Raw genomic sequence first — 15,775 nt, 5'->3', positions numbered from 1 at the left:
AGGCCCTCAGTTGCCGTTCGGGAACATGCGGGCGTTACCGGGCTGATAGCCCGTACCCGGCGTCAGGAAGCGGCGACGCTGTTCGCGCCCCTGTTCGGCGGCCGCGGCTCGCTCGGCTTCGGAGAGCGCCTGCGCCCGCCCATTCGCCGCGACGACGGCGGTCAGGTCGGCGAGTTGCTGCGCCTGCAGCGCGAGAAGCTGGTTGCCGGCCTGCGTCGCCTGTAGCGCGCCCGTCGCCCCTTGGCTGCGGCCGATCAGCGAGGACATCTCGGTGCGGTTGGTATCGATGTTGCCGACGACGCCAGCCTGTACCCGCATGGCGTCCTGAAGCCCGCCGACCGTGTTCTGCCAGCGCTCGCGGGCGCCCGCCACGAGTTGCTGATCGGACGCCGACATGGAAGCATTGCCGTAGGTCGTCTTGAACGCCTGATCGATGTTCTGGACATCATAGGCGATGCGCTGTGCCTGGGTGAGAAGCTGCTGCGTGCGCTGGACGGACTGCTGGATCTGCTGGAGCGAGGAATAGGGCAGGCTCGCGAGATTGCGGGCCTGGTTGATCAGCATCGTCGCCTCGTTCTGAAGCGAGCTGATCTGGTTGTTGATCTGCTCCAGCGACCTGGCCGCCTGCAGAACATTCTGCACGTAGTTCGTGGGATCCTTCACGATCAACTGTGCTGACGCCGGAGGAGCCCACAGTACCGGCGACAGCGCGATCGGCGTGGCCAGCAGAACGGCGGCGATGCGTACGATGGATGAAGCGACACGCTGTCGTCTGAGCCTTCGGTGAGGCCGCCGCCGAGATCGTGCCAGTCGCCACGCATGGCTAGCGCGGCCGCCCGGATCGAGCCGCCGAAGTCAAAGGCGAAGACCTGAGATTGCGGATAGCGCCGGAACTGCAATGCCATCAGCGCCAGCAGCACCGACTTGCCGGCGCCGGTCGGACCGACGATCAGCGTATGGCCGACATCGCCGACATGGATGGAAAGCCGGAACGGGGTCGAGCCCTCGGTCTTGCCGAACAGCAGGGGGGGTGCTGCGAAGTGCTCGTCCCGTTCCGGTCCCGCCCACACCGCCGACAGCGGGATCATGTGGGCGAGATTCAATGTGTTGATCGGGGGCTGGCGGACATTGGCGTAGACATGGCCGGGCAGCGAGCCGAGCCAGGCGTCCACCGCATTGATCGTCTCGGGCATCGCGGTGAAGTCGCGGCCCTGGATGACTTTCTCGACCATCCGCAGCTTCTCGGCGGCGATGCGCGGATCATCGTCCCAGACAGTGATCGTCGCGGTCACATAGGCCTGGCCGGCATAGTCCGCGCCCAACTCTTGCAACGCCATGTCGGCATCGGCCGCCTTGTTGGACGCATCGGTGTCCACGAGCGCGGAGGCCTCATTCGTCATCACCTCCTTCAGGATGGCGGCGATCGATTTGCGCTTGGCGAACCATTGCCGCCGGATCTTGGTTAGCAGCTTGGTCGCGTCGGTCTTGTCGAGCAGCACGGCCCGCGTCGACCAGCGATAGGGAAATGCCAAGCGGTTCAGCTCGTCCAGGATGCCGGGCGTGGTCGCGGTCGGGAAGCCGACAATGGTGAGGATGCGGACATGCGCATCGCCCAGGCGCGGCTCCAACCCGCCGGTCAGCGGCTGATCGGCGAGCAGCGCGTCAAGATACATCGGCGTTTCGGGGACGCGGACGCGATGCCGCTTTGTCGAGACAGTCGAATGTAAATAGGTCAGCGTCTCGCCGTCATCGAGCCAGGCGCATTCCGGCATGAAGGCGTCGATGAGCTGGAGGATCCGATCGGTGCGGTCGGCAAAGCCGCGCAGGATCTCGTGCGTATCGACGCCGGCGTGATCGCGGCCCTCATAGAGCCAGGTCTCAGCGCGGGCCGACGTCTTCGAGACCTCGGCGAGCAGCGCATTGGTGAGTGTGGTCTTGCCGGTGGATGTGCCGCCGGCGACGAGGATGTTGCGGCGGTCGGCGACGGCCTGACGCAGCGTCTCGGCCTGATCCGCCGCCATGATCCCCGCGGCGACATAATCGTCGAGTGTGAACACGGCCACGGCTGGCTTGCGGATCGCGAAGGCCGGCGCGGACACGACCGGCGGCAACAGTCCTTCGAACCGCTCCCCCGTCTCGGGCAGCTCGGCCGAGACACGCGGGGCGCCGGGATGAACCTCGGCGCCGACATGATGGGCGACCAGACGGATGATCCGCTCGCCGTCCGAGGGCGACAGCAGCTCACCCGTATCGGAAAGTCCTTCGGAAAGCCGGTCGACCCAGAGCCGCCCATCGGGGTTGAGCATCACCTCGACGATCGCGGGGTCTTCCAGAAACTGGGCGATCGCCGGCCCAAGGGCTGTGCGCAGCATGCGAGCGCCGCGAAGGATCGCCTCCGATTTCTGGTGAGTTGCCGCCACGTCGTCCCCGTTCTCTTGCGGGTCCGCGAGGTGCGGCCCTGGATCGGGGATGAGTAGAGGAGGCAGAAATCATGGCCTGACAACAACCATCATGTGGGTGTCGTACTGTGGCGTACAAAGACAGGAAAACGGCGGAACGTTGGAATACTTGTGGCGGACGCGGAGGTGATTAGTCCGCTTCGTGCGCGGGCGCGATGTCCTCCGAAATTTCTTGCCGAAGCTTCGGCCCGTGAGCGAGTCGCCGGCCGAGCGCGGTGACGAACGCCTCGTAGCGCTCGCCAGCCTTGGCCCGCGCCGCTGCCTGGGCTGGCTCCGGTAGCGGTGGGTTCGTTGTCAGCCAGAAGCGGATGAACACCGCCAGAGTTTCGACGGCGATGCCGAGGTCGCGCTCCATACGCGCCATTCGCCGGTCGAGCTGATCGAGCCGCTTGGTCGTCGCCGCCTCCTGCCGTTCGGCAGCGTCAGGCGAGAGGAAAGAGGCGATGCCCGCTTCAGCGATCAGCGAGAGGGATTGATCGCGGCGGGCGGCATGCGCGGCGAGTGCCTTCATGACGTCCGGTTCGAGGTACACGGATAGCCGCTGCTTTTTGGGAGGCTTTGCCATGATGCCTCCTAAAGCTCGATGCCGTCGCCGGGATCGAGCGACGCCTGGCGTGCCACCTGGCGCATCGCCTGGCTCATGCGCGAGAGACGTGCGGCGTCCTCATCGGCGTTGTCGCGAGGATCGATCTCGAACTCGTTTTCGATGGGTTGCTTAGGCTCGACGGGTTTTGAGCGGCTCAGTTCCGGCTGGTGCCGACGCTCGGAGTCGGTCGTGTCCTCATCTTCCGATCCGCCGCCGCCAGTAGCCGTGGCCACCGCCACCGCCGGCGTCACCGGAAGGGGCATTGTGCTCCAGTCGTCCGGCCGAGCCGTGGTCGACTTAGCGAGGTTCGGCGGCGGCAAGATGCGCTCCTGAAACCGGCGATCCTCATAATATCGCGCCTTCTTCGCGCGGATCGGCGGAGTGCCGGCGACCATGACGATTTCGTCGGATGGCGGAAGCTGCATTATCTCGCCGGGCGTCATCAGTTGCCGGGCTGTTTCCGAGCGCGAAACCATCATGTGGCCGAGCCAGGGCGACAGGCGATGACCGGCATAGTTCTTCATGGCGCGCATCTCGGTCGCGGTGCCGAGCGCGTCCGACACGCGTTTGGCGGTCCGTTCGTCATTGGTCGCGAAGCTGACGCGGACATGGCAGTTATCGAGGATCGAATTGTTCGGCCCATAGGCCTTTTCGATCTGGTTCAGCGACTGCGCGATGAGGAAGGCTTTGAGGCCGTAACCCGCCATGAAGGCGAGCGCGCTCTCGAAGAAGTCGAGGCGGCCGAGGGCCGGAAACTCGTCGAGCATGAGCAGCAGCCGGTGACGGCTGCCCTTTGCCTTCAGATCCTCCGTGAGCCGCCGGCCGATCTGATTAAGGATCAGGCGGATCAGCGGCTTGGTCCGGTTGATGTCCGACGGCGGCACCACGAGGTAGAGGGTCGTCGGATGCTTGCCGCCGACGATATCAACGATGCGCCAGTCGCAGCGACGCGTAACCTCGGCGACGACAGGATCGCGATAGAGACCGAGGAACGACAGGCGATCGAGCAGGGCGACGTCTTCCACCCAGCCGCCGTCGTCGCTCTGGAACAGGTCGCGCATGACGACGCCGCCGGCCTCGGCATAGGCGTCGACGCCCACGAATTGCACGCGCTTGTCGGACACCCGCACCGTGGTTTCGGTCAACATGCGGCGGATCTGATAGGGCTCCTGGTTATAGCCGCGCTGGACGGCCTCCCAGACCTGGTCCTGCCGGGCATGGTCGCCGGTCACCGTGAAGGCGATGATCTGTTCCAGCGTGATGCCGTCCTCGGCGTAGAGGTCGAGCAGCTTTTCCGAGACGGCGGCCAGGCGCAGGCGCTGTTTGACGACGTTGACCGTGGTGAAGAAGGCCGACGCGATCTCCTCCTCCGACATGCCCTTGTCGCGCATGGCCAGGAAGGCGCGGAACTGATCAAGGGGATGCAAGGGGGCGCGCTGGACGTTCTCGGCCAGCGAGTCGTCTTCGGCCAGGATCGTGGTGGCCGGGTCGCGCACCACGCAGGGGACGGGCGTGGTCTTGGTCAGGCGCTTGGCTTTGACCAGGAGGTCGAGGGCGCGATAGCGCCGACCGCCGGCCGGGATCTCGAACATGCCGGTCTCGGCGCCCTCGGCGTCGAGCACGGGTCGGACGTTGAGGCTCTGAAGCAGACAGCCGCGCCGGGCGATGTCCTCGGCCAGTTCCTCGATTGAGACACCGGCTTTGACGCGTCGGACGTTGGACTGGCTCAGGACCAGCTTGTTGAAGGGGATGTCGCGCGAGGACGACAGAGTGATTTTCTGGACGGCAGTGGTCATCGGATAGTCTCCGCGACGGGCGCCGAGAGCCTCTCTCTCGATCCTTACCCGTCACGAAAACCCGGCACTCCTCTCACTCTCACCCGGCCGGCAGGGCCGGTCACCGCCGTGCCCCGGTGCCCGCCGGGCCGAGTCGACCCTTCGTCACGGCCAGGCTGGACGAATGTCGACCGCAAGTTTTCGAGCCGTGCCACGACCGAGTAAGTCGACCATCTTGGACTCACGCGAACAGAATTAGGACAGCGCCACGGGCGTTGAACTATATTCTATGTTCGTCAGTCGAATGACCGAGAATTCACTATTCTATCGGGATCAGGACGCCCATCACGCTTCCATGAACACTGCGCGATCGCGGTTTTTCGACGACCATTGCTTGGTGCTCCAGGCGGTGGCCTTTGACTGACCGTCGGCTGGCGGTACTGAACCACTCACCGGAGCCAACCATGCTGAAGCTTCTCGCCCTGACCGCCGCGCTGCTGGTCCCGTCCGTGGCCCTCGCCCAATCGCCGCCGCCTCCGCAGCCGATCCAGGTCATGGTCGTCGGCACCTTCCATTTCGACAATCCGGGCCAGGACCTGAACAACGTCGCCGTCGATCCCGTGACGACGCCGGCGAAACAGGCGGAATTGGCGGCGGTGGCCGAGGGCCTTCGGCGTTTTCATCCTACCGCCATAGCGCTGGAGCGTGAGGCGACGGACACGACGACCCTGCTGGACCAGATGTACCCGGCCTTCACGACCGCCGCGTTGGCGAGCGATCCCGATGAGCGGATCCAGATCGCCTATCGGCTCGCCAATCTTGAAAAGATTGATCGCGTCTATGCGATCGACGAACAGCCGGGCGAGGGCGAGCGCGACTATTTCCCGTTCGGCCCTGTCGGGGCCTGGATCGAGACCCATCACCGCGAGGCGGACGTCGAGGCGCTGAACGCCACGGTCGCCGCCTCATCGGCCGATCTGGCCGCCCGCCAGCGCACCGAGACCCTCGGCGCGTTGCTGGCCGACACCAACCGGCGCGACCACCCGGTTCATGGCGGCCAGTCGCTGTATTACGGCTTGCTTGGGTTTGGTGACGCGGTCTCTCAGCACGGCGCCGAACTGAACGCGGGCTGGTACGAGCGCAACGCCAAGATCTTCGCCAAGCTGATGATGGTGGCCAAGCCCGGCGACCGCATCGTCATCGTCTATGGCGCGGGTCACGCCTACTGGCTGCGCCATTTCATCGAGAACACGCCAGGCTTCCAGTTGGTCGATCCCGCGCCGTATCTGGCCGGGACCTGATCTGCCGGCTCCAAACGTCGCTGGGGCGTTGCGGGGCCTCCCGCAGAAGGGGTCGACCGAGACCGCCGGGCTCGGGCGCAGGGGAAGGCCTTCCCCTTCCGGTATGTCTATGCGGAGATCACTGAAGTGGGCATGCATCAGTCGTAGGGCTGTATGGACGGAGGGCGACGGATGAGGATGTTCGGAGGCGAGATTTGAACGCCGCACAATCGGATATCGTCGCTTTGCTGGCGCGGTTCACGGGGCCGGACGTGACCGCAACCCTCTCGCGTCTTGAAGCGGCGATTCAAGGCGTGAGCGTTGACGAGTGTGCAAGCTTCCTCGAAGGGGCCAGCGCCGGCCGGGACGTTCTCGGGGCGGCGGCGGAACTGAAACGCCAGGCGGGTCAGATCAACGTCACCATCCATGCCCTGGGCATCCTGCTATGCCTGCCGCATTTGCTCGAACCCGGCGAGCGCGTGGAATATGTGTCGCTGGGGGCGGGGAATACGGGACGCGCCTTCGACCTGGAGACCAATCTGCGGGTCGCAGAGTTCAAGTTCATTCACTGGCGTGGCGGCGCTGAGTCGATCCGGCAGAATTCCGTCTTCAAGGACTATCTGCAACTCGCGTTGGATCCGACACCGAAGCGCAAGCATCTGTACCTGCTCGGGACGGATCATGCCCTGAAGTTCCTGCGCGGCGGTCGGGCGTTGGCCAGCGTGCTCAGCCGGAATAACAAGCTCCAGCGCACATTCTCCGACCACTACGGCGATGCCTATCGAACCGTGGGTGACTACTACGCCGACCATGCGGATGCGGTGCGCATCGAGGATGTGTCGCACTGGCTGTCTGAACTGGCGGGGGTGTTGATCGCCGAACCGGATCTGATGGCTGAAGACTCTCAATGATAAATCGGTTCTGTTGACACCGATCCTTCGGGCCTCCATATAATCGGTTCCAACAAGACCGATTCTGGAGCCGCTATGTCCCATCCCACCGTAACCACAGCGCGGGTGCTGACAGGCTAACGCTAAAAAGTCTCCACTTGGGTTGAAGGGTGGGGGTTTTCATGTCTGGCTTATCGTTCAAGCGTCACCGGTTTCCAGGATCGGTCATTTGTCAGGCGGTGCGTTGGTATTTTCGGTTCACACTGAGCATTCGCGACGTTGAAGAATTGATGGCGGAACGCGGGATAGACGTTAGCCGCGAAGCTATCCGGTGTTGGGTGAATAAGTTTGGGCCAATGATTGCTGCGAACATTCGCCGAATTCGTAATCGTCCGACGGGCCGTTGGCATTTGGACGAAGCGGTTGTTAGGATCCGCGGTCGCCGAATGTATCTATGGCGTGCGGTCGATGATGAGGGCGAAGTGCTTGATGTACTGGTTCAAAAGCGACGCAACAAGCACGCGGCTTTGAAGTTGCTGCGGCGTTTGCTCCGCAACACAGGCGTTCATCCGGAAGCTATCGTGACGGATAAACTTGCGTCTTATCGCGCGGCGATGAAAGTCCTGAATCTTCAAGGGCGTCATCATCCAGGCGGGATGCGCGAGAACAATCGCGCCGAGAATTCTCACCTCGTTATTCGCCGACGAGAGCGAAAGCAGCAGAGGTTTAAATCGCAGAGTTCAGCCCAGCGATTTCTCTCCAGCCACGGCCCGATTTACAACGTCTTCAATCTTCAACCGCACCTGATTTCCCGATCTGGCCTTCGCGTGCTGCGAGGTCAGGCCGAAACCGCTTGGTCGGCAGCAACGCAAGGGGCCTGAAATCGGCAAGGGGAGGGCTGCTTTTGGCTCAATCCAGTTAACTTGTCAGCACCAAGAAGGGTGCTTACCACGACTGCCGGATAGCGTCGGTATTGTGATGTTCCAGCTTCACTATTGCGGCAGTATTTTCGCAAAAATATTAAACTTTCCGGCGGTTATCTCGTGCCTTGTGGTGGTATTCAAACATTCATCAAGTTGACGCAAAACTGTAAACCGCCAAGCTTAACGGGTCACCCAAGTTTGTATTTTGGGGGTGAGCATGTTGCTCCGTCGTTTTGCTTTGGCTTCTGTATCTATGCGCACCGTGCTGCTCGGGGGAGCCGCGCTGGGTGCGATTGCTTCCACGCCGGCTCTGGCGCAAGTTTCTAACAATCAGGACGTCGCCAGCGTCGATGAAATCGTCGTCACCGGCTATCAGCGCCAGAACGAACTGGCTGTCGCCCAGAAGCGCAACGCCGACATCGAGGCCGAGTATCTGACGACCGACGAAACCGGTCAGGTGCCGGACTTCAACATCGCGGACGCCCTGCGCCGTGTGCCGGGCGTGGACACGATCTTCGACGAGGATGAAGGTCGCTACGTCACCATCCGTGGCATGGACCCGGACTACACCAGCGGCATGATGGACGGCGCTATGCTGGGCTCGTCAGAGCGCAACAACCGCCGTCTGAACATGGAAGCGGTGCCGTCGACCGCTATCAAGACCACCGAAGTCCGTAAGTCGCGCACGCCGGATATGGAAGGTAACGCCATCGGCGGATCGGTGAACATGATCACCCGTTCGGCCTTTGACACGCGCCGGCCCTTCTTTGTGGCCAACGTCTTTGCCGGCACCTATGACTCGACCAATGCGCCGGGCTCGGACGGTCTGTCGTATCGCATGGCCACTACCTATGCGACCAAGTTTGGTAACAACGACCAGTTCGGTATCGTAGGTGCCCTGAACTTCCTGCGCCGCAAGCGCGACCAAGAGCGCACCAACCCGACCTATACCCGCTCGAACGGTGCCTATATTCCCAACTCGTTCCAGTCGCACACCTATCCGCTGACCTCGGACAGATACGGCGGCTTCCTGAAGTTCGAATATCGTCCGACGCATAATTTCCGTTCTGCGATCACGGCCTCGCTGTTCCAGCAGGACGAGCAGGAACTGCGCCTGACTAACCACTTCTACATCCAGACCCCGCTGGTCATGGAAAACGGTGTGGCCCACTCCAGCCGTGGTCGCGCTAACGCCCGCTACAACGACTTCCCGATCGAAAAGCCGATGAAGACCTTCAACGGTACGGCCGAGTGGGACATCAACGAGAACTCGACGCTCGACGTGCGCGCCTCGTGGTCGCAAGCTGCCTTCGTGGAGACTTCGAACGAGCTGCGCTTCCTGACACCTACGAACCGTAACGAGCTGGCTTCGACCACCGATTTCAACGGCAAATTCCCGGTCTTCACGGTCAATGATCCGACCTATGTCCAGACCGCCAGCAACTATCTGTTCGACTACTACAAACCCTACATCGATGACTCGGTCGATACGGTTTCGGAGATCGAAGCCAACTACGGCTATAATGTCGCCAGCGGCTCGCGCGGCTGGGGCTTCAAGACCGGCGTCAAGATGCGTCGCACCGACCGTGAAATGGATCGCACGGAGTCCAACTGGAAGCTCGCTTCCGGCAACCGCCTGACCATGGATGGCTTCACCGACGGCTATTACCAGCCGATCGACGCCACCGACGCTGTGCTGGTCGTCGATTTCGACCCGTTCTGGGACTATTTCACCGCCAACCAGTCCAAGTTCGTCGAGACGCCGAACAACCTTCTGGGCGATTACCGCATGAAGGAGGACGTCAGCGCGGCCTATCTGTCGGCGACCTACGCCTCCGACCTGTTCAAGGTTGTCGGTGGTCTGCGTTACGAAGAAACCTCGACGCTCGTCCACCGTCCGCAGAGCGGTCTGGGCGAGGTCACCTTTGTCGAGCACGAGGCCAGCTACGGCAACTGGCTGCCGTCGGTTGTCGGCTATTGGAACCTGACCGACCAGATGCGTCTGCGCGCATCGTACTATAAAGCTGTAGGCCGTCCGAACCCGAGCGACCTGGCTCTGGGTGAAGTGTTCAGCACCAATGCCGATGGCGAGATCAGCATCAGCCGCGGTAACCCGGAACTGCAGGCCCGCGAAGCTGACAACTACAGCATGGGTCTGGAATACTACTTCCCTGAAAATCAGGGCATCCTGTCGGTTGGCGTCTACCGCAAGGAGATCAAGAACGAGATCTTCACCGGCCGCACCACGGGCATGTATGAAGGCGAGGAAGTCACCTTCCGCCAGTCGATGAACATGGCCGGTGCCGAGGTGAACGGTATCGAGTTCAACGCCGTACGCAACCGTCTCGACTTCCTGCCGGGCCGTCTGGGCAATCTGGGTGTCTCGACGAACCTGACCCTGCAACGCGGCGAAGCCGAGATCCTGATGGACAGCGGGGCCTCGCGCACGCTGGAATACATGCGCGAACAACCGCGTAAACTGTTCAACGCGTCGCTCTTCTATCGGGAAGGGCCCCTTCAGTTCCGTGCCACCTACGCCGCCAAGTCGGAGTATCTGAGCACCATCAACCTGAACAACAATGCCGCTCTGGAGGACCGCTACGAGACTCCTTACGAGCAGGTCGATCTGCAAGCGCGTTGGGATGTCACCGACAAGGTGCAACTGACCGTAGAGGCCAAGAACCTGTTGGACGAAGTGCGCGTCAACATCCAGAATCTGGATGAGCCGCTCATGCGTGACCACAACTACACCGGCCGGTCCTTCTGGGTGGGTGTTTCCTACAAGATGTAATCCCGCAGGGGATTAAGACGGGCGGCGCTTCTCGCGAGGTGCCGCCCGAACCTTGTTTAGTGCAGAGAGGGTTCGATGATCATGCTCCAGAAGCTTTCCTCCACCGCGTCTATCGGCGCACTCGTAGCGGCCGCGCTGTCACTGGCCGCATGCGCAACAGTCCAGCCCGCGCCACAGCCCCATTATGAGGACTCTTACCGTCACCATGTGGTCGAGCGCACGGCAGAGGCTTCTACGCGGGCGCATGTCATCACTGTGGACCTGACCCAGCCGGGCGTTCGCTTTGGCGTTACCCCTGCCGACAACAGTCAGGGCATGGAGCACACCGCTCGCCTGACCAGCGGCTATCTGGAAGAGACAGGGGCCAAGGTGGCCATCAACGCCAGCTATTTCCTGCCCTTCAAGGGCGGTAGCGAAGCGGGCCATGACTATTATCCCCACGTCGGCCAGCCGGTCAGCGTATCGGGCGCGGCGATCAGCGGGGGGCAACAGGTCTCTCTGCCGGAAACCCATCTGGACGATCGCGTGGACTCGATCATCTGTTTCGATCAGGCGCGTGTAACTATTGAGAATGGCCAACTGTGCCCGCAAGGCTTTACAGACGGTGTAGCCGCAGGCCCGCGTCTTATCGAAGCCGGCCAGCCGCGTGCCTTCAGCGGTAGCTATTCTGTCGGTCGCCACCCCCGCACTGCCATGGGGATTTCAGAAGACGGCAAGACGGCGTGGATCGTGGTGGTTGATGGCCGCCAAAGCCACAGCGAGGGGGCCAATCTTCAGGAACTGACCGATTTGTTCGTCGAGCTGGGGGCCAGCAGTGCCATCAATCTGGACGGCGGTGGTTCCTCGACCCTTGCCGTGGCGGCGCAGGATGGCCGCGCAGTGATCGTCAACTCACCGATCCATACCCGTGTGCCGGGGCGCGAGCGTCCGGTCGCCAACCATGTGGTTCTATTTGCAGGGGATAGCCAATGAGACTGACGACAGTCGTATCTCTGACCGCACTATCTCTGGCATGTGTGACCGCTCCGGCGGCGGCGGACACCCGCGCGATTACCGAAAAGATGACCAGCAGTTCCGAGGTGATGGTGGTTGCCCACCGTGCTTGCTGGAACAATGCGCCAGAGAACTCTATCGCCGCCATCGAGGCCTGTGTGCGTCTGGGCGTCGATATGATCGAGCTTGATGTGCGTAATACGGCTGATGGTGCGTTGGTGCTATTGCATGATGTTACGCTGGACCGGACGACCACGGCCACCGGCCCTCTCTCGGCGCTGACGCTGGAGCAGGTCCGGAGCTTGCGCCTGAAAGACGGTGCAGGCGGTGCCGACGCAGCCCTGACTGAACAGACCATTCCCACCCTCGAAGAGGCGCTGTTGGCGGCGCGCGGCAAGGTCATGGTCAATCTCGATCTCAAGGTCGAGAACGAGGGTGAGGTCATGGCCCTGCTGGAACGTCTGGGCATGGCCGATCAAGTCTTGATGAAGCTGGCGGCCCGTCCCGATGATGCGCGCATGGTGAATGCTCCCTTCCTCGGGCGCACCCATTTCATGCCCATTCTGGGCGAGTGCAAGGATGGCGGTCGCCCGCCATGCCCGCGCGTTCTGCAGGCCCCTTTGTCGGCCTATGATCGCTATCAGCCGGTCGCCTACGAGATTTCCTTCCTGGGTGACCGGCAGTTCCTACAAGGCGTCATCGCCTCGCCTCGCCTGCCCGGCACGCGCATCTGGGTGAATATTCTGGGCGAGGACGACCGTCTTGGCCTGAGCGATCCTGACGGCGTGTGGGGCGCTCTGATCCGTGACGGCGTCACCATGCTGCAAACCGACGAGCCCGAGGCTGTCATGCGTTATCTGGGGCGTCACCCATGAGCCTAACGGCCTTGACCCTCGCCTTGTTGCTGGGCGGTACCACGCAACAGACCGAGACCCCGCGTCGCCCGATCAGGGTGGATGCCCCTGTTCTGGTGCAGGACAAAATCATTCTGGCGGGGGACTCCATTATGGCCCCGCACAGCGGCTGGGGCGGTGCCTTTTGCGCGCACAGGGTCCATGCGGCTGTGGTCTGCGTGAATATGGGCAGGGGCGGGCGCTCGACCCGCAGCTACCGTGCCGAAGGCTCGTGGGATCGTATGATCGCCGAGGCGTCTGTCGAGGGCTATCGCGAGGTCTATGTGATCCTCGGATTTGGCCATAACGACGCCAATCCTATGGCTGACCGCTGGACCGACCTCGATACCGAATTCGCCGACAACCTGCGCCGACAGGTGGCCGAGGTCCGAGCCGTCGGGGCAGTGCCTGTGCTGTCCACGCCCCTTGCCCGTCGGGTATTCAATGCGGATGGCACGCTCGTTAACGCCATCGAGCCGTACGCCGGAGTGATCCGGCAAGTGGCTGCCGAAACCGGCACTCCGCTGATTGATCTGAACGCCATCAGCAAGAACCTGATCGAGCAGAACGGCAAGGACTGGGCCGATAGCCACGCCCAGCTTTTACCCGGTCAAACGGCTGAAGAGCCCGCGGAAACAGAGCTTCCTGCCCACGCGCCCACCTATCGACCCGGCCTCAAATACGACAATGTCCATCTTGGGCGCGACGGGGCGGACTATTACGCCAACATCATCGCCCAAGAACTCTCGCGCCTATACCCGACCCTGCGATCCAGACTGGTTCGTTGGTGCTGTCAGCTTAACTAAGCGAAGTCGAAAGACTCCTACCCCACGCGTTATCAGACGACAGCCGCCGTCCAAGCAGTATCTGCATCGGCACGAAAGCGACGAAGCGTGGACCTGCTGATCAGATGACGTTGGATGTTGAAGGTGTTGTAGATCGCCGCGTGGGTTGTGAGAAATCTTTGCGCTGAGGCTTGAGATTTGAACCTCTGCTGCTGTCGTTCCCGTCGTCGGATCGGCAGATGCGAGTTCTCAACGCGGTTATTGTCTCGTAGCCGGCCAGGGCGATGAAGGTGCCGCAGTTCCAACTGATCAAGCGCCGCACCGTACGATGCCAGCCCATCCGTTGTGATGGTTTCCGGCTCGATAGGTTGGTTGCGTAAAAGACGTTTGATCAGCTTCAAAGCCGCCTCTGTGTCCCGCCGGCGCTGGACAACGACGTCTAAAACCTCGCCTTCGTCGTCGACTGCGCGCCACAGATACATGCGCCGTCCTCCGATCTTGCAGACCATTTCCTCGAGATGCCAACGGCCAGTCGGAGGCACTCTCCGTTTCATCAGCCGCCGTGCAATCAGAGGCCCGAACTTGATCGTCCAGCACCGGATCGTTTCGTAGCTGACGTCAATTCCGCGTTGCGTGACGTGACCCCCTGAAACTCCTCCAGGAATAGCTAGAGTCCGCCCAACGAAGGACGGACAGAATGAAGCGATCAAGGTTCACGGAAGAGCAAATCATCGGGATCTTGCGGGAGCAGGAGGCCGGTGTGGCGACGGCAGAGGTGTGCCGGCGACACGGTGTCAGCTCGGCGACCTTCTACAAGTGGAAGGCCAAGTTCGGAGGCATGGACGTGTCGGAGGCCCGGCGGCTGAAGGCGCTGGAGGACGAGAACACCAAGCTGAAGCGGATGCTGGCGGACGCGATGCTGGACAACGTCGCGCTGAAGGATCTGCTGGGAAAAAAGTGGTGACGCCCGCCGGCTATCGCGAGGCGGCTAGCCATCTGCAGGCCGCCTACGAGATGAGCGAACGGCGGGCGTGCCGTGTGCTGGGCGTCGATCGGACGAGCGTGCGCTATCAGGCGACGCGCCCGGACGACGGCGCGCTGCGCGACCGGCTGAAGGCTCTGGCCCAGGAGCGTCGCCGGTTCGGCTATCGCCGCCTGCACGTGCTGCTGCGGCGCGAAGGCCATGCGGTCAACAGGAAGCGGATCCAGCGGATCTATCGCGAGGAGCGACTGACGGTCCGTCGACGCGGCGGTCGGAAGCGCGCCATCGGCACCCGAAGACCGCTGGAGTTGCCACTGGTGGCGAACCAGCGCTGGTCGCTGGACTTCGTGGCCGACCAGATGACTGACGGGCGGCGCTTCCGCATCCTGACGGTGATCGACAACTGCACGCGTGAATGCCTGGCGCTGGTGGCCGACACCTCGCTGTCGGGCGCGCGGGTCGTGCGGGAGTTGGACGCCGTCATCCGGCAGCGGGGCCGGCCCGACACCATCGTCAGCGACAACGGGACGGAATACACCTCGAACGCGGTCCTGGCCTGGGCCGACAGCACCGGCGTCGGCTGGCATTACATCGCGCCCGGCAAGCCCCAGCAGAACGGCTTCAACGAGAGCTTCAACGGACGCCTGCGCGACGAGCTGCTGAACGAGACGCTGTTCCGATCCCTGCCGCACGCCCGCGCAGTGCTCGAAGCTTGGCGGCGCGATTACAACGAACGGCGTCCGCACTCGAAGCTCGGGTGGCTGACGCCGCAGGCCTATGCAGAAGCGCTCACCGGACAGATCGGCCGGTCCGCTGCGCTGGTTGGGGGCTGCGCTGACCGGCCTCTTGCCAACCCCGACAACCCCAGCTCAGATCACCAAAGGACTCTCGTTATGGCTGGATGAGAAATGGGGGTCACGTCAGCATCTTGCTACTACTCCAACATCACCTTTGGGGACACCAAGGGTAAATTCCGAAAATATGGTGCGATCGGGATCGAGCCCATCTCGGTGGACAGCACCACCTCCGGCACCTTGAAAGGCGCAGCATGGGGCCTGATACTCGCCGGTCCTATCGGCCTCGCCATCGGCTCCATGGTTGGCGGCGGCATGAAGGTCGCTTTTGAGCTTCATACGTTGGAAGGCGAGACCCTCAGAGGCATAGCGACCAAGGGCAACTACCTGGACATCAAGAAGCAGGTGGAAACTCGCCCTGCGAAACCGAAGCTGCCCCGGAAGGAGCGGGCACGGCGTGAAGGCCCTCGTACAGTTGGCCCAGGCCTTCTTATCGGGCTAGGTGGTGTGGACAAAGTGCCTGACCCACAGGCGGATTGAAGCGACGAGGACGAAACCGAGGAAGCTGTCGGCGGTCTTGTCGTATCGGGTCGCCAGTCGGCGGCTGTGTTTGAGCCTTGAGAA

The 15,775-nt window shown here is 62.4% G+C and carries 12 protein-coding genes and 4 pseudogenes; 9 read left to right on the top strand and 7 right to left on the bottom strand.

Annotated elements, in window-relative coordinates:
- Positions 1 to 6 precede the first annotated feature (6 nt).
- The 5 genes and pseudogenes from trbJ to KZX42_RS06260 form a co-directional block, all read right to left on the bottom strand.
- Positions 7 to 729, bottom strand: coding sequence for a P-type conjugative transfer protein TrbJ (gene trbJ / locus KZX42_RS06280; RefSeq protein ID WP_282438852.1), 723 nt, complete (start codon positions 727 to 729; stop codon positions 7 to 9).
- 68 nt (positions 730 to 797) lie between these two features.
- Positions 798 to 1,805, bottom strand: a pseudogene (locus tag KZX42_RS06275) (conjugal transfer protein TrbE); the annotation flags it as partial.
- 84 nt (positions 1,806 to 1,889) lie between these two features.
- Positions 1,890 to 2,372, bottom strand: a pseudogene (locus KZX42_RS06270) (ATPase, T2SS/T4P/T4SS family); the annotation flags it as partial.
- 217 nt (positions 2,373 to 2,589) lie between these two features.
- Positions 2,590 to 3,024 (bottom strand): CopG family transcriptional regulator, encoded by a 435-nt coding sequence (locus KZX42_RS06265; protein ID WP_248118101.1) that lies wholly within the window; start codon positions 3,022 to 3,024, stop codon positions 2,590 to 2,592.
- 8 nt (positions 3,025 to 3,032) lie between these two features.
- The gene (locus KZX42_RS06260; RefSeq protein WP_248118100.1) at positions 3,033 to 4,841 is read right to left on the bottom strand and encodes a type IV secretory system conjugative DNA transfer family protein; all 1,809 of its coding nucleotides are present in this window, start codon (positions 4,839 to 4,841) and stop codon (positions 3,033 to 3,035) included.
- 443 nt (positions 4,842 to 5,284) lie between these two features.
- Between KZX42_RS06260 and KZX42_RS06255 the strand changes: the two genes are divergently transcribed.
- The 7 genes from KZX42_RS06255 (at position 5,285) to KZX42_RS06225 (ending at position 13,396) form a co-directional block, all read left to right on the top strand.
- Entirely contained in the window at positions 5,285 to 6,121 is an 837-nt protein-coding gene (locus KZX42_RS06255; RefSeq protein WP_248118099.1) for a DUF5694 domain-containing protein, read from the top strand.
- Between the two features lie 194 nt (positions 6,122 to 6,315).
- Positions 6,316 to 7,011, top strand: coding sequence for a hypothetical protein (locus tag KZX42_RS06250; RefSeq protein WP_248118098.1), 696 nt, complete (start codon positions 6,316 to 6,318; stop codon positions 7,009 to 7,011).
- 161 nt (positions 7,012 to 7,172) lie between these two features.
- Positions 7,173 to 7,871, top strand: a complete 699-nt coding sequence (locus KZX42_RS06245) for an IS6 family transposase (RefSeq protein ID WP_248118097.1) — start codon at positions 7,173 to 7,175, stop codon at positions 7,869 to 7,871.
- A gap of 295 nt (positions 7,872 to 8,166) precedes the next feature.
- Positions 8,167 to 10,704: a TonB-dependent receptor gene (locus tag KZX42_RS06240; RefSeq protein ID WP_248118096.1), complete on the top strand. Its 2,538-nt coding sequence runs from the start codon at positions 8,167 to 8,169 to the stop codon at positions 10,702 to 10,704.
- Between the two features lie 75 nt (positions 10,705 to 10,779).
- Complete coding sequence (locus tag KZX42_RS06235; RefSeq protein WP_248118094.1) at positions 10,780 to 11,676, top strand: phosphodiester glycosidase family protein; 897 nt, start codon at positions 10,780 to 10,782, stop codon at positions 11,674 to 11,676.
- The gene (locus tag KZX42_RS06230) at positions 11,673 to 12,572 is read left to right on the top strand and encodes a glycerophosphodiester phosphodiesterase family protein (RefSeq protein WP_248118092.1); all 900 of its coding nucleotides are present in this window, start codon (positions 11,673 to 11,675) and stop codon (positions 12,570 to 12,572) included. The genes KZX42_RS06235 and KZX42_RS06230 overlap by 4 nt, the downstream gene beginning before the upstream one ends.
- The gene (locus KZX42_RS06225; RefSeq protein ID WP_248118090.1) at positions 12,569 to 13,396 is read left to right on the top strand and encodes a rhamnogalacturonan acetylesterase; all 828 of its coding nucleotides are present in this window, start codon (positions 12,569 to 12,571) and stop codon (positions 13,394 to 13,396) included. The genes KZX42_RS06230 and KZX42_RS06225 overlap by 4 nt, the downstream gene beginning before the upstream one ends.
- Before the next feature lie 32 nt (positions 13,397 to 13,428).
- Here the strand turns inward: KZX42_RS06225 and KZX42_RS06220 are convergent.
- Positions 13,429 to 14,007: pseudogene (locus KZX42_RS06220) on the bottom strand (IS6 family transposase); the annotation flags it as partial.
- A gap of 65 nt (positions 14,008 to 14,072) precedes the next feature.
- On the opposite strand from KZX42_RS06220, the gene KZX42_RS06215 reads away from it, so the two are divergent.
- Positions 14,073 to 15,262 (top strand): IS3 family transposase gene (locus KZX42_RS06215; protein ID WP_248118088.1). Its coding sequence is split into 2 segments (ribosomal slippage): positions 14,073 to 14,325 and positions 14,325 to 15,262, totalling 1,191 coding nucleotides; the frame shifts between segments, so codons are not numbered across the junction.
- 3 nt (positions 15,263 to 15,265) lie between these two features.
- A complete protein-coding gene (locus KZX42_RS06210) occupies positions 15,266 to 15,691 on the top strand; it encodes a hypothetical protein (RefSeq protein WP_248118086.1) in 426 nt (141 codons plus the stop codon).
- On the opposite strand, the pseudogene KZX42_RS06205 reads toward KZX42_RS06210, so the two are convergent.
- Positions 15,650 to 15,775, bottom strand: a pseudogene (locus KZX42_RS06205) (IS5/IS1182 family transposase); the annotation flags it as partial. The gene KZX42_RS06210 and the pseudogene KZX42_RS06205 overlap by 42 nt on opposite strands.

The organism is Brevundimonas sp. EYE_349 (assembly GCF_023147505.1).
In the GTDB taxonomy this organism is placed as follows: Bacteria; Pseudomonadota; Alphaproteobacteria; order Caulobacterales; family Caulobacteraceae; genus Brevundimonas.
The sequence above is the reverse complement of the archived record's forward strand: the minus strand, read 5'-3'. Positions and strand labels throughout refer to the sequence as shown.

Excerpts from the sequence above, each read along its gene's own strand:
- KZX42_RS06265 (WP_248118101.1), bottom strand. The coding sequence starts at position 3,024 with ATGGCAAAGCCTCCCAAAAAGCAGCGGCTATCCGTGTACCTCGAACCG.
- KZX42_RS06260 (WP_248118100.1), bottom strand. The coding sequence starts at position 4,841 with ATGACCACTGCCGTCCAGAAAATCACTCTGTCGTCCTCGCGCGACATC.
- KZX42_RS06255 (WP_248118099.1), top strand. The coding sequence starts at position 5,285 with ATGCTGAAGCTTCTCGCCCTGACCGCCGCGCTGCTGGTCCCGTCCGTG.
- KZX42_RS06245 (WP_248118097.1), top strand. The coding sequence starts at position 7,173 with ATGTCTGGCTTATCGTTCAAGCGTCACCGGTTTCCAGGATCGGTCATT.
- KZX42_RS06240 (WP_248118096.1), top strand. The coding sequence starts at position 8,167 with ATGCGCACCGTGCTGCTCGGGGGAGCCGCGCTGGGTGCGATTGCTTCC.
- KZX42_RS06235 (WP_248118094.1), top strand. The coding sequence starts at position 10,780 with ATGATCATGCTCCAGAAGCTTTCCTCCACCGCGTCTATCGGCGCACTC.
- KZX42_RS06230 (WP_248118092.1), top strand. The coding sequence starts at position 11,673 with ATGAGACTGACGACAGTCGTATCTCTGACCGCACTATCTCTGGCATGT.
- KZX42_RS06225 (WP_248118090.1), top strand. The coding sequence starts at position 12,569 with ATGAGCCTAACGGCCTTGACCCTCGCCTTGTTGCTGGGCGGTACCACG.
- KZX42_RS06210 (WP_248118086.1), top strand. The coding sequence starts at position 15,266 with ATGGGGGTCACGTCAGCATCTTGCTACTACTCCAACATCACCTTTGGG.